13 protein-coding genes are annotated in these 12,089 nt (G+C 62.1%); 5 read left to right on the forward strand and 8 right to left on the reverse strand.

Annotation, left to right across the window (positions count from 1 at the left end):
• Nucleotides 1-19: 19 nt before the first annotated feature.
• Both Q1A89_RS03890 and Q1A89_RS03895 read left to right on the forward strand, forming a co-directional pair.
• Nucleotides 20-802 (forward strand): alpha/beta fold hydrolase, encoded by a 783-nt coding sequence (locus Q1A89_RS03890; RefSeq protein WP_299724057.1) that lies wholly within the window; start codon nt 20-22, stop codon nt 800-802.
• A complete protein-coding gene (locus Q1A89_RS03895) occupies nt 789-1,934 on the forward strand; it encodes an alpha-D-ribose 1-methylphosphonate 5-triphosphate diphosphatase (RefSeq protein WP_299724060.1) in 1,146 nt (381 codons plus the stop codon). Before Q1A89_RS03890 ends, Q1A89_RS03895 begins: the two co-directional genes overlap by 14 nt.
• 9 nt (nt 1,935-1,943) lie before the next feature.
• Here Q1A89_RS03895 and Q1A89_RS03900 read toward each other — a convergent pair whose 3' ends face one another.
• The 3 genes from Q1A89_RS03900 to Q1A89_RS03910 all read right to left on the reverse strand — a co-directional run bounded on the left by Q1A89_RS03900 (nt 1,944) and on the right by Q1A89_RS03910 (nt 3,862).
• Nucleotides 1,944-3,071, reverse strand: coding sequence for a 5-(carboxyamino)imidazole ribonucleotide synthase (locus Q1A89_RS03900; protein WP_299724063.1), 1,128 nt, complete (start codon nt 3,069-3,071; stop codon nt 1,944-1,946).
• Nucleotides 3,064-3,549 carry a 5-(carboxyamino)imidazole ribonucleotide mutase gene (purE, locus tag Q1A89_RS03905; protein ID WP_299724066.1) on the reverse strand — a complete coding sequence of 162 codons (486 nt, stop codon included), beginning with the start codon at nt 3,547-3,549 and terminating at the stop codon, nt 3,064-3,066. The genes Q1A89_RS03900 and purE overlap by 8 nt, the downstream gene beginning before the upstream one ends.
• Before the next feature lie 88 nt (nt 3,550-3,637).
• A complete protein-coding gene (locus Q1A89_RS03910) occupies nt 3,638-3,862 on the reverse strand; it encodes a DUF465 domain-containing protein (RefSeq protein WP_299724069.1) in 225 nt (74 codons plus the stop codon).
• A gap of 159 nt (nt 3,863-4,021) precedes the next feature.
• Here Q1A89_RS03910 and Q1A89_RS03915 point away from each other — a divergent pair, with 159 nt between their 5' ends.
• From Q1A89_RS03915 to Q1A89_RS03925, 3 genes are all read left to right on the forward strand, one after another.
• Entirely contained in the window at nt 4,022-4,432 is a 411-nt protein-coding gene (locus tag Q1A89_RS03915) for an Hsp20 family protein (protein WP_299724072.1), read from the forward strand.
• A 3-nt stretch (nt 4,433-4,435) separates the two neighbouring features.
• Complete coding sequence (locus tag Q1A89_RS03920) at nt 4,436-4,660, forward strand: DUF1150 family protein (protein ID WP_299724075.1); 225 nt, start codon at nt 4,436-4,438, stop codon at nt 4,658-4,660.
• Between the two features lie 95 nt (nt 4,661-4,755).
• Nucleotides 4,756-5,625, forward strand: a complete 870-nt coding sequence (locus Q1A89_RS03925; protein ID WP_299724078.1) for a PhzF family phenazine biosynthesis protein — start codon at nt 4,756-4,758, stop codon at nt 5,623-5,625.
• Between the two features lie 898 nt (nt 5,626-6,523).
• On the opposite strand, the gene Q1A89_RS03930 is transcribed toward Q1A89_RS03925, so the two are convergent.
• From Q1A89_RS03930 to Q1A89_RS03950, 5 genes are all read right to left on the reverse strand, one after another.
• The gene (locus Q1A89_RS03930) at nt 6,524-8,602 is read right to left on the reverse strand and encodes a bifunctional sulfate adenylyltransferase/adenylylsulfate kinase (protein ID WP_299724081.1); all 2,079 of its coding nucleotides are present in this window, start codon (nt 8,600-8,602) and stop codon (nt 6,524-6,526) included.
• A gap of 315 nt (nt 8,603-8,917) precedes the next feature.
• Nucleotides 8,918-10,411, reverse strand: a complete 1,494-nt coding sequence (locus Q1A89_RS03935; RefSeq protein WP_299724083.1) for an aldehyde dehydrogenase (NADP(+)) — start codon at nt 10,409-10,411, stop codon at nt 8,918-8,920.
• 1 nt (nt 10,412) lies between these two features.
• Nucleotides 10,413-10,877 carry a deaminase gene (locus Q1A89_RS03940; RefSeq protein ID WP_299724086.1) on the reverse strand — a complete coding sequence of 155 codons (465 nt, stop codon included), beginning with the start codon at nt 10,875-10,877 and terminating at the stop codon, nt 10,413-10,415.
• A gap of 4 nt (nt 10,878-10,881) precedes the next feature.
• A complete protein-coding gene (locus Q1A89_RS03945; RefSeq protein ID WP_299724089.1) occupies nt 10,882-11,748 on the reverse strand; it encodes a dihydrodipicolinate synthase family protein in 867 nt (288 codons plus the stop codon).
• Nucleotides 11,748-12,089: a ferredoxin family protein gene (locus Q1A89_RS03950; RefSeq protein WP_299724092.1), complete on the reverse strand. Its 342-nt coding sequence runs from the start codon at nt 12,087-12,089 to the stop codon at nt 11,748-11,750. Before Q1A89_RS03950 ends, Q1A89_RS03945 begins: the two co-directional genes overlap by 1 nt.

Here is a 12,089-nt window from a genome sequence, read left to right on the forward strand (position 1 = left end):
TCGCACTATCTCAAGCGTTATGAAGTTCTGTATCGCCCTTTTTGCCCTGATGGCCTCTCTTGTCTTGCCCCGCGCGGCGGCGGCGGACTGCGTTGTGCTGCTGCATGGGCTCGCGCGGTCCGAGGCATCCCTGCTGGTGATGGAGGGCGCCTTGCGCGCCGAAGGCTACAAGGTGGTGCGTCCGGGCTATCCGTCGACTTCGGAAACGGTGCAGACCCTTGCGGCGGCGGTGATGCCGCAGGCAATTGCGGCCTGCGGTGATCAGACAGTGCATTTCGTGACCCACTCGATGGGCGGCATCCTTGTACGCTACTGGTTTGCCAACCATCCCCGCCCCAAGCGGCTGGGCCGGGTGGTGATGCTGGCCCCGCCCAACCGGGGCAGCGAAGTGGTCGACACGTTCAACGATCTCGAAGTTTTCGGCTGGATCAACGGCCCGGCTGGCGGGCAACTTGGCACCGGACCCAACAACCTGCCACGCGGCTTGCCCGGTGTGGATTACCCGGTGGGCATCATTGCCGGGGATCAGTCGCTCAACCCCTATTTTTCCTCGCTCTTGCCGGGGCGGGATGATGGCAAGGTGTCGGTGCTCTCGACCCCTGTGGCAGGCATGACCGATCACATCGTGATGCCGGTGACCCACACGTTCATGATGAACAATCCCAATGTCATCACCCAGACGCTGACATTCCTGCGCAGCGGCCATTTTGATCGCGACATCGGCTGGGTGGACGAGGTGCTGGACCAGCTTGGCTGTCCGGGAGCCGCCTGCTTGGTCGGGGATCGCGATGCTGACAATTGATCTGACGGGCGGCGAGGTGCTGTTTCCGGACGAGCTGCGTTGCGCGCCGCTGCCGCTGGCCGAAGGCGTCATTGCAGATGCTCCGACGGGGCGTGCGGTGGACCTGAATGGGTATCGTGTGTTGCCCGGAATCGTCGATGTGCATGGCGACGGGTTCGAACGGCACGTCGCCCCGCGTCGCGGCGCGATGAAGCAGATGGACGAGGGCCTGCGCGCGGTCGAGGCCGAGCTTGCCGCCAATGGCATCACCACCGGCGTTCTGGCCCAGTTCGTAAGCTGGGAAGGTGGTTTGCGTGGGTTCGATTTTGCCGATCAGGTGTTTTCGACCCTGCACGAAGTGCGAGCCGAAGTGGTCACTGACCTGCGCCCGCAACTCCGCTTCGAGATAGCGCTGACGGATCTCTATGCAGACCTGCCCGCCCGTGTGGCGCAATGGGGCGTCGGCTATGTGGTATTCAACGACCATCTGCCCCATGATCGTCTGGCCGAGGGGCGCAAACCCCCGCGCTTGACCGGGCAGGCGCTCAAGGCCGGGCGCAACCCGGAGGCGCATTTCCAGATGCTGCTCGACCTGCACGCCAATGCGGGGCTGGCGCAGGACATGCTTGACCCGCTCTGCGCGGAACTGGTCAAGGCCGGTGTGCGGCTGGGCAGCCATGATGATGCCACGGCCCACGGGCGCGCGGCGTGGATGGAACGCGGCGCGGACATTGCAGAATTCCCGGAAACGCAGGTGGCGGCAGAGGCCGCCCAAGACGCAGGCAGTCACGTGGTGCTTGGCGCGCCCAACGTGGTGCGGGGTGGGTCACACAAGGGCAATGTCTCAGCCCTTGATCTGGTGGCGATGGGGTTCTGCGACGCGCTGGCCTCGGATTATCACTATCCCAGCCCGCGCCGCGCGGCGTTGATGCTGGCCCGCTCCGGGCTGATGGACTTGGCCGGGGCCTGGGCGCTGGTGTCGTCCGGCCCGGCGGCGGTGTTGGGGTTGAGCGATCGCGGCACCTTGGAGCCGGGCAAGCGGGCGGATCTGGTGGTTTTGGACGCTGACGACCGGGTCGCCGCGACCATTGCGGGCGGACGGGTCAGTTACATGTGCGGCGACATCGCCGAGCGGTTCGTAGAGGCGGGGTGAAACCCCGCCCTACCGGTCGGCTCCGGGCGTTGCACGCAACAAGCCCTCGGACTGTATCCGGTTTACATGCCCCATCTTGCGCCCCGCGCGTGCTTCGGCCTTGCCGTAAAGGTGCAGGGCAGTCGCCGGATCGCGGGCCAATTCGGGCACGCGCGCCATATCGTCGCCGATCAGGTTCTCCATCACCACATCCGCATGCCGCTTGCCATCGCCAAGGGGCCAGCCCGCAACGGCGCGAATGTGCTGCTCGAACTGGTCCACGACGCAGCCATTCTGCGTCCAGTGCCCGGAGTTGTGCACGCGCGGCGCAATCTCGTTCACCACGAGGCCCGCGCGGGTCACAAACAGCTCGACCCCCATCACGCCCACATAATCCAGCGCATTGAGGATGTTGGCCGCAATCAGGATCGCATCCGTGCGCTGCGACGCGCTGAGATTGGCGGGCACAGTGGTCGTGTGCAGGATGCCATCACGATGCACGTTTTCACCGGGATCGAAACAGGCAACAGACCCGTCCGGGCCACGCGCGGCGATGACGGACACTTCGTGGGAAAAGTCGACAAACCCTTCGAGGATCGCGGGTGCGCCCTTCATCTCTGCCAGCGCCGCCTCGGCCTTGGTCGGGTCGGTGATGCGCACCTGCCCCTTGCCGTCATAGCCAAAGCGACGGGTTTTCAGGATCGCAGGCGCACCGATCTGCGCCAGCGCCAGCGCAAGGGCGGCCGTGTCCGGCACATCCGCATAAGGGGCGGTGCGCAGGCCCAGATTGCTCAGATAGTCCTTTTCCACCAGCCGGTCCTGAGAGACCCGCAGTGCCTCGCGACCGGGTCGGATGGGCGCGTGATCTTCGAGTGCGTCCAGTGTGAGGGTGGGGATATTCTCGAATTCGTAGGTGATGACATCAACGGTGCTGGCAAAGGCAAAAAGCGCGTCATTGTCCTCGTACGGGGCCGTGGTCACGAGATGCGCGACATCGCCGGCCGGGGGATTGGCACCGGGTTCAAAGATGTGGGTGCGAAAGCCGAGACGGCTGGCCGCCACGCTCAGCATACGGCCCAGTTGGCCACCGCCGAGAATGCCGATGGTCGCGCCTTGCGCCAAAGGCGCAGCACTGTCACGCGTCAGCGGTTCAGTCATCCTGCGGAACCTCGGGGATCGAAGCACTCAGCGCCGCGCGCCACGCATCAAGGCGTGCCGCAAGGGCCGGATCGCCAAGGGCGAGAATACCAGCGGCCATCAGCCCGGCATTGGCCGCACCCGCAGACCCAATCGCCATGGTCGCAACCGGAAAGCCGCGTGGCATCTGCAGGATGGAGTATAAAGAGTCGACCCCGGACAGTGCCTTGGTCTGTACCGGCACGCCAATCACCGGCACCCGGGTTTTGGAGGCCATCATGCCCGGCAAGTGGGCAGCACCCCCGGCGCCTGCAATGATCACTTTCAGCCCGCGATCCGCAGCCGTCTTGCCATAGTCCCACAGCCGGTCGGGCGTGCGGTGGGCCGAGACGATGGCGCTGTCATAGGGCACCTCGAGCTGGTCGAGAATCTGCGCGGCCTCGCGCATGGTGGGCCAGTCCGATTGGCTGCCCATGATGATGCCAACCTGTACGGTCATGGCTGCGGCTCCCTCAACGAAGAAGCGCGGAATATAGGGGTTTTGGGATCAGGCGCAATCACTTCCCGACAGCGCGGGGCTACGGGCATCAGGCGATGATATCGGGGGTCAGCCGGTCTTCGAGATTGGCGATGCGGTCCTTGAGAGCCAGCTTTTTCTTCTTGAGGCGCTGGATGGTCAGCTGATCGCTGGTGCCGACCTGTTGCAGGGCGCGGATCGCCGCATCCAGATCGCTGTGCTCGGCACGGAACACCTCAAGCTCGTATCGCAACACGTCGTCAGATTTCATCGACATATTCGAAGGAGCGTTCATGGGGCGATTCCATATTGTTGCTGCACTGTTAATATAATCACGACAACGCGACACGCCTACCCCTTGTCCCAATCGCGCAATCTGCCCATATTCATAACAACCGCTGCCGAAATCGGGGCGGGCCAACTGACGGTCGCTTGATCCAAAAGGACGTGTCGCATGACGAAAATGACTTTGGCTTCCTATCCCCATATGCTGGGATTTGAGCAACTTGAACGGCTGCTGGAACGCACGGCCAAGGGCAGTGAAGGCTACCCGCCGTTCAACATCGAACAGACTTCGGACTATTCCTATCGCATCACCCTCGCCGTGGCGGGGTTTGGCGAAGAGGACCTGTCGATCACGGTCGAAGACCGCCAGCTTGTGATCCGGGGCCGCCAGAGCGAAGACACCGACGGGCGCGTATTTTTGCATCGTGGCATTGCCGCCCGCCAGTTTCAGCGCAGCTTTGTCCTCGCCGATGGAGTGGATGTGGGCGAGGCTGTGATGGAAAACGGGCTGCTGCATGTGGACCTCACGCGCGCCAAGCCTGACACGATCGTGCAGACGATCAACATTCGGAAAGGGTAAGTGATGAACAAGTCTTTTGATCTGAATGCCGATGTGGGTCGCATGGTCTATGTCAAACCTATCGCCGTCACCGATCTGCCCCGCGAGGTGCGGGATCAGGCCGACGGGCTGGAGCAGCTTTTTGCCGTCCACGACGCCGAAGGGCAGCAGCTGGCGCTGGTTGCCAATCGCAAGCTGGCCTTCAAGCTGGCAGTGCAGAATGACTACGCCCCGCAGCCGCTGCACTGACAGGTGTCCCACGCTGGGACACGCCCTCGCCCCTGACATTTCAATGACTTGCAGGGGCGAATTTACCATCTCTTAACTTTTGAAGGGTTCCGCGCATGCCGTTTGACGTCGACTGGGTGGACGCGTTTTCGGACCGTGCCTTTGGTGGGAACGGCTGCGCGGTGGTCCATGACGGTGCCTCACTGGATGTGGAAACCGCAACGGCGTTTGTGCGAGAAACGTCCCTTGTGGAATGCACGTTCACCGGGCCTTCGGACGTCGCCGACATCCGCGTGCGCTATTTTCTGGCCAGCCGCGAGATCCCTTTTGCCGGGCACCCGACCGTGGCGACCGTGGCGGCGATGCGCCATCGCGGGTTGATCGGGGACGGGCGTATCACGCTGGAAACCGGGGCCGGGATCGTGCCGGTCGAAGCGACGGGCAACACGGTTTCCATGACCCAGATCGCGCCCGAATTCGGCACCCATGTGCCGCCCGAGATCGTGGCGGCCGTGGGCGGGATCGACCCCGCAGATATCCTGTTCCCGCCGCGCTTTGTCTCGGTCGGGCTGCCGTTCTGCATCACTGTGCTGCGCGACCGCGCCACCCTTGAGGGGTTGCGCTTTGATATGGAGGCGTTCCGCGCCTATCTCGACCATCTGAATGTGGACGGCACGGATGTGATGGAGCCGTTCTGGGTCACTCAAAACGGCGCGACTCCGGCGGGCGACACCTATGGGCGATTGCTAATGGCCCCGCCGAGCCCGCCCGAAGACCCCTTTACCGGATCAGCGACCGGAGCGATGGCGGCCTATCTGTGGTCCGAGGGTTTGATCGACGCGCCCCGCTTCGTGGCAGAACAGGGGCACGGGCTGGGCCGCCCGGGTCAGGCGCAGGTCGAGGTGCTGGGGCCGCGCGATGCGATCACGGGGGTTGTGGTGGCGGGCGATGCGCATGTGTTGATGAGCGGGACTTTGCATTTGTGACGGTGCGGTGGTGATGGGCAGATTGCCCATCCTACGTTTGGGTGTGTTTGGCGCTTGATTCCAATCTGGGTGGATAAACACTGAAGTGTTATGAATGGCGGCTTTAAGCCCAAACTTACTCGAAACTTAGTCTTCGATATCAACGTCAACTACGGGGCTTTATTGCTGAGCAATTTGCTTGCGGTATCCGAATCAAAGATTATCAAAGTGTCACCAATCAATATGTCATCTGGACTGATCTCACTTAATCTCGGAGTCAATCTCCACCGCCTGTTTACGTCAGTCGAACCTGGGATGTTTAAGTGAGTGACTTCCAAATTTTGGGTGCAAGTCTTTGAGTTTCCATCGTAACTTTTGAGCGCGGCAGGTACGGAGACGGGCGTTGAAAGGCCTTCCAGCAGTGGAAAATTGGGCATTATCAAGCAACGACCATCACTTAGAACGAACTTGTCTTCAATTTTGAGAATTTCGAAAGTACTCATAATTGAAAATGTAATGTTTCAGGGACCGCCAACAACCCTCCAAAATAACTTCGCATGCCGGACAATAGCGGCAGCTTTGGTCCGCACAGCGGCCCTACTTTTGTGCCTTGGGAATTCAGCCCCGCCTCGACACCAATGCTTCAATGTGAGCTGGGCCATCGACAGCCCGTGGGAGGGCGATCCGACTTGGCCGCTTGTGCGCTTTATGGTAGCCAAGTTCATCTTCCCGATCTGCTGTGCGCGACAGATACCATATCGCCATCCCGCCGGGGCGGGTTGTCTATTGCCCGGCGCCTTCGGCTTGATTCCGGGCTGGGTGGCAAGTTGTTGGGCGGACGCTTTGTCCCACAGGGAGCCACAAAAAAACGCGCCCCGGGGGTGGGGCGCGTTCTGTGTAGGATGGGCAATAGTGCCCATCAATTACCGGCGATCAGGCCCATGCTTTCGAGTTTGAGCAAAACCTGATGGGCGCAGTTGTCGACGTCCACATTCTCTGTCTCTACGCTCAGCTCGGGATCTGTGGGCACGTCATAGGGGTCTGAAATTCCTGTGAATTCCTTGATCTTGCCTTCGCGCGCCAGTTTGTAGAGGCCCTTGCGGTCGCGCCGTTCGCATTCCTCGATCGAGGTCGCGACGTGGACTTCGACAAAGGCACCGAACGCCTCGACATCTTCGCGGACGGCGCGGCGCGTGGTGGCGTAGGGTGCGATGGGCGCGCAGATGGCGATGCCGCCGTTCTTGGTGATTTCAGAAGCGACATAGCCGATGCGGCGGATGTTCAGATCGCGGTGTTCCTTGGAAAAGCCCAGCTCGGAAGACAGGTTTTTGCGCACGATGTCGCCATCGAGCAGCGTCACGGGACGTCCGCCCATCTCCATCAGTTTGACCATCAAGGCGTTGGCGATGGTGGATTTGCCCGACCCGGAAAAGCCGGTGAAGAAGACGGTAAAGCCCTGCTTGTTGCGCGGGGGGCGGGTGCGGCGCAATTCGGCGACCACTTCGGGGAAGGAGAACCATTCGGGGATCTCGAGGCCCTCTTGCAGACGGCGGCGCAATTCGGTGCCTGAGATGTTGAGGATCGTCACTTTGTCCTTGTCCTTGATCTCGTCAATGGCCTCGTATTGGGCACGCTCGTCCACCCAGACCATGTGTTTGAAATCGACCATTTCGATGCCCATTTCGGCCTGATGCTCGCGGAAGAGGTCCTGGGCGTCATAGGGGCCGTAAAACTCCTCGCCCTTGGAGTTGTTACCGGGGCCTGCGTGGTCGCGCCCGACAATGAAGTGGGTGCAGCCGTGGTTCTTGCGGATGATGCCGTGCCAGACCGCTTCGCGCGGGCCGGCCATGCGCATGGCGAGGTTCAGCAGGGACATTGACGTGGTGGCCTGCGGGTATTTGTCAAGCACCGCCTCGTAGCAGCGCACGCGGGTGAAGTGATCGACGTCACCGGGTTTGGTGAGCCCCACGACAGGGTGGATCAGCAGGTTGGCTTGTGCCTCGCGCGCGGCGCGGAAGGTCAGTTCCTGATGGGCGCGGTGCAGGGGGTTGCGGGTCTGGAAGGCGACAACCTTGCGCCAGCCCATCTTGCGGAAATAGGCGCGCAATTCGTTGGGTGTGTTGCGCTTGGCGCGAAAATCGTAGTGGACGGGCTGCTGGATGCCGGTGACGGGGCCGCCGAGGTAGATGTTGCCAGCGGTGTTGTGCAGATAGTTGACGGCCGGGTGGGCCTGATCATCGGCGCCAAAGACCTTTTCGGCCTCGTGCGATTTGTTCGGTGTCCAGCGGTCCGTGACGGTCATGGTGGCAAGGATCACGCCCTCTTGATCGCGCAGGGCGATGTCCTGACCTATCTCAAGGCCGTCGGCGAATTTTTCGTTCACATCCAGTGTGATAGGCATTGGCCAGAGCGCGCCATCGGCGGTGCGCATAGTGTCCACGACGCTGTTGTAATCGGCCTCGGACAGGAACCCCTTGAGCGGGTTGAAGCCCCCGTTCATCAACAGTTCCAGATCGCAGATCTGACGCGGGGTGAGGTCCCAGCTGACCAAATCGCCCGCTTCGGTTTTCAGTTTCTGGGCGCTGTCATAGGAGACGAACAGCTCCGGGATCGGAGCGAGGTTATTTTCCATCAGTTTGGTCCTGTAGTTGAGAGGATTGAAGCCAGAGGTGGTGCCCGTCAGTTCGGAATAGATCGCGTCATATTCGGCAAATTTCCGGGTCAGGAATTGATCGATCAGGCGGTTTTTCTCGCCCGCCCCGCGGGTTGTAAGGGCATAAGAGTAACGTTGGCGTTTATCGGGGCCGTTCTTGTCGCCGACCTTGACGAACCCGGCCGCCTTGGCCTCGCGCAACAGCGCGTTCAGGCGGCCAAGCGAGACGCCGATGGCCTCGGCCATGCTGCGCTGGGAGGCCTCAGGGGAGATGTCGAGCTGACGCAACAGACGAAACATCTGGTCATTGTGGCTGTCGCTGGTTTTGGATGCTGTACTGCGCATCACGCTCACTCGTCATTTGTTCACGAATGAACATATGTCAGAGAATATGCGTTCACAAAAGAACAAACATTGCCGAACGAGCAGGTTTTGACGAGCGTGGTTAATGTGCCACGGTCCACGGACGGGTGTAAATCCGCGTGGCAGGGTGGGCCAGGGCGTGGTCGACAATTGCCGCCAAGGCCCGTTCATGTTTCCCTGCCGTGGCGCACAGGCCGAGGCAGACAATGATAGATCACATCACGCTTGGGCTTTCTGATTTTGCCAGATCAACAGCCATTTGTGACCGCGCGCTGGCGCCTTTGGGTGTGCCTCCGTTTAGGGCAAGAGCGCGCTGGGCATGTTCTGATAGCACACCGGGCGCAGGAAACGGCGGATGGCCATGGTGCCGACGGAGGTTGCGCCAAAGTTGGTTGAGGCGGGGTAGGGGCCGCTGTGCACCATGCTGTCGCAGACCTCGACCCCGGTGGGGAATCCGTTGGCCAGCAGCCGTCCCGCCTTGCGTTCGAGGATTGGCATGAGGCTTTGCGCGTCACGCGTGTCAGCGTCGTCCAGATGCAGCGTGCAGGTCAGTTGCCCCCCGAGCGCGCGGGCCACGGATCGCATTTCGTCCATGTCGCTGGCGATCACAAGCACGGCCATGGGGCCAAAGACCTCGTGTTGCAATGCTTCGTTGGCCAGCCACTGCGCCGCTGTGGTCGTGAACAATTGCGGGCCCGCCGCGCGCGTCGGATTGTCGGAAGAGACCAGAACCTCCACCCCGCTTTGCGCCGCGACGGTCTCGCAGCCGCCCTGAAAGGCCTTTGCGATGCCTGCGGTCAGCATGGTTTGCGGGGCGACGTCGCTGAGTGCTGCGGTGACCTGTTCAACGAAGCGGTCCCTGTCCGGGCCGTCCAGCATCACGGCGATCCCGGGATTGGTGCAGAACTGCCCGGCACCCATGGTCAGCGACCCGGCCCAGGCGGAGGCTATGTCATCGCCGCGCGCCGCTGCGGCGGCAGGCAGGATGAACATCGGATTGATCGATCCAAGCTCGCCAAAGAACGGGATCGGTTCGGGGCGTGCGGCGGCAATGTCGAACAGGGCCCGCCCGGCGCGCAACGAGCCGGTGAAGCCAACGGCACGGATCAGGGGGTGTTTGACCAGCGTTTCGCCGACGATATACCCGCCATCCAGAACCTGGCTGAAGACACCGGGATGGACGCCCGTGGCCTTGATCGCGGCGTCAAAGGCCTGCGCGATGAGATCGGCAATGCCGGGATGGGCCGGGTGCCCTTTGACCACGACGGGGCATCCCGCAGCGAGGGCCGCAGCCGTATCACCGCCTGCCGAGGAAAAGGCGAGCGGGAAGTTCGACGCGCCGAAAATGGCCACCGGGCCCATGGGACGCTGCATCAGTTGCAGGTCCGGGCGTGGCATCGGTGCGCGGTCGGGCAGGGCGGGATCATGGCGGTGATCCAGATGCGTGCCTGCCTTGATGTGATCGGCAAACATGCGCAATTGCGCCACCGTGCGGCCCCGCTCGCCTTCCAGCCGGGCCTCGGGCAGGCCGGTTTCCTTCATGCCCATGGCGGTGATGTCCGCGCCGCGCGCCTCGATCTGTGCGGCGGCCTCTTGCAGGAATGCAGCCCGTTCATCGGCGCTGCTGTAACCGTAGGTCCAGAACGCCTCTTCGGCGGCGTCGCAGGCGCGGTTGATCAGCTCCGGCGTTCCGGCGGCAAAACTGTCAGGTGCCCCGTTGGTGGGTTCGTTCTGAAATGTCTGATCCGAGCCAAGCCATTCGCCTGCCACCAGTGAAGCGCCCTTGAGCATCTTATGTTCCTTCCTGAAATTCCGTGATGATCAGGCCCGCCTCTTGCAGCATGCGGTGAGAGACCTGAAAACTGTAATCGAGCGCGCCATCCGCGACCGGGATGGGCGGGGCGACAAGGCGGGCGATCCCCGACTGGATCAACGCCCGTGCACAATCCGCACAGGGAAAGCGATTGACATAGGCCGTGCAGCCCAGCAGCGCCACGCCGCCGCGCACCGCGTTGTAGACCGCATTGCGTTCGGCATGTTCGATCCAGAAAAACTTTTCACCGCTGGCCCGATCAAAGCGGGCGTCGTCCTGTGCCGACACGCCGCGCGGCAGGCCGTTATAGCCGGTTGTGCGGACTTCATGTCCGACGGGGTCGACGATGACGCATCCGACCTGGAAATCCCGGTCTTCGGACCAGCTGGCGACGTGGTCACACATCCCCATGAAGCGGCGGGTCCAGACGTCATCATAGGCCACGTCCCTATGCCTCCAGCGCGGATTTCAGATCCTGCCCCTGCGTTTCAGGGAGAATGCGAAACGGGGGCAGGACGGCCCGCCAGCGGCTGTCTTGCGTGCGATCCGCGACCAGTGATTTCACGTTTGCAATCAGGGTCGGACCGGCGATGACAGCGCGTTGGCGCGCGATTTCGGTGCAGGCATCTGCGGGCGGGGCGGTGCGCTGGGCCCAGATCTGGCCTGCGAGGGGGGCTGTGATGTTGACGCTGGCAGAGATGCAGCCCGCAAATCCGTCGTCTTGCGCGCTTTCCAGCGCGGTTTCGGAGCTGGGAAACACCCGCAGTGCCGGATTGGCCGCCACGATGCTACGGCAAAAGTCGAGATCGCCTGAGGAATCCTTGATCCCGGTAAAGCGTGCGGGGGCAAGCTGTGCCAGTTCGGCGATGACCTTGACCGGGATGCCCAGGCCCGTCATCTGCGGGAAATTGTAGAAATAGACCTGTATGGCACGGTTCCCCAAGGCCTCATGCAGGGCCATGTACCAGTCGATCAGCCCCGCCTCGGAGACCGGTTTGTAGTAATAGGGCGGCAGCACAAGCGCAACGCTGTAGCCCAGATCGTCGGCATGCGCGGTCATCGCGATGGTGTCCTGCAGGGCTGGCATGCCAGAGCCCACCATCAGCTGGTCTTTTGGCAGCGCCTCTGCCGCCCATGCCATCACCGCGCGGCGGCTTTCGGCGTCTAAGGAATTGGCCTCGCCGGTCGAGCCGAGGATGTTCAGCCCGTCACATCCATTGGCCAGCGCCCATTGGCAGTGTTCGATAAAGAGGGACTTGATTGGCGCGCGGTCCGCGTCAATCGGAGTTGGGACAGCCGCAATTACACCTTGCATTACACGCGTTCTTTCTTGGGTTGGAAACAGGTTGCCAGATCGGGCGGGTCCTTGATGGGTGCGTCACCCTTTTTCCAGCCACCGGGCTCTGTCAGAGTGCCGTCGCTGTCGCGAAAGGCGGCATCGTTCAGCGCCACGAATGGTTGTTCGTCCCCGTCCACCTCGTCATCGTAGCGAATGGCGTCCACCGGGCAAATGCTTTCGCACATCCCGCATTCGATACATTCGGTGGGGTGGATGTAGTACATCCGCTCGCCTTCATAGATGCAATCGACTGGGCAGGACGTGGTGCAGATGCCGTCCTTGACGTCCACGCAGGCGCTGGTGATGACCAGAGTCAT

The organism is uncultured Tateyamaria sp. (assembly GCF_947503045.1).
In the GTDB taxonomy this organism is placed as follows: Bacteria; Pseudomonadota; Alphaproteobacteria; order Rhodobacterales; family Rhodobacteraceae; genus Tateyamaria.

Bases quoted from the DNA above. Each gene is read 5' to 3' on its own strand.
- Q1A89_RS03910 (WP_299724069.1), bottom strand. From the start codon at position 3,862: ATGAACGCTCCTTCGAATATGTCGATGAAATCTGACGACGTGTTGCGA.
- purE (WP_299724066.1), bottom strand. From the start codon at position 3,549: ATGACCGTACAGGTTGGCATCATCATGGGCAGCCAATCGGACTGGCCC.
- Q1A89_RS03915 (WP_299724072.1), top strand. From the start codon at position 4,022: ATGACGAAAATGACTTTGGCTTCCTATCCCCATATGCTGGGATTTGAG.
- Q1A89_RS03935 (WP_299724083.1), bottom strand. From the start codon at position 10,411: ATGCTCAAGGGCGCTTCACTGGTGGCAGGCGAATGGCTTGGCTCGGAT.
- Q1A89_RS03890 (WP_299724057.1), top strand. From the start codon at position 20: ATGAAGTTCTGTATCGCCCTTTTTGCCCTGATGGCCTCTCTTGTCTTG.
- Q1A89_RS03950 (WP_299724092.1), bottom strand. From the start codon at position 12,089: ATGACTCTGGTCATCACCAGCGCCTGCGTGGACGTCAAGGACGGCATC.
- Q1A89_RS03945 (WP_299724089.1), bottom strand. From the start codon at position 11,748: ATGCAAGGTGTAATTGCGGCTGTCCCAACTCCGATTGACGCGGACCGC.
- Q1A89_RS03925 (WP_299724078.1), top strand. From the start codon at position 4,756: ATGCCGTTTGACGTCGACTGGGTGGACGCGTTTTCGGACCGTGCCTTT.
- Q1A89_RS03920 (WP_299724075.1), top strand. From the start codon at position 4,436: ATGAACAAGTCTTTTGATCTGAATGCCGATGTGGGTCGCATGGTCTAT.
- Q1A89_RS03895 (WP_299724060.1), top strand. From the start codon at position 789: ATGCTGACAATTGATCTGACGGGCGGCGAGGTGCTGTTTCCGGACGAG.
- Q1A89_RS03900 (WP_299724063.1), bottom strand. From the start codon at position 3,071: ATGACTGAACCGCTGACGCGTGACAGTGCTGCGCCTTTGGCGCAAGGC.
- Q1A89_RS03930 (WP_299724081.1), bottom strand. From the start codon at position 8,602: ATGCGCAGTACAGCATCCAAAACCAGCGACAGCCACAATGACCAGATG.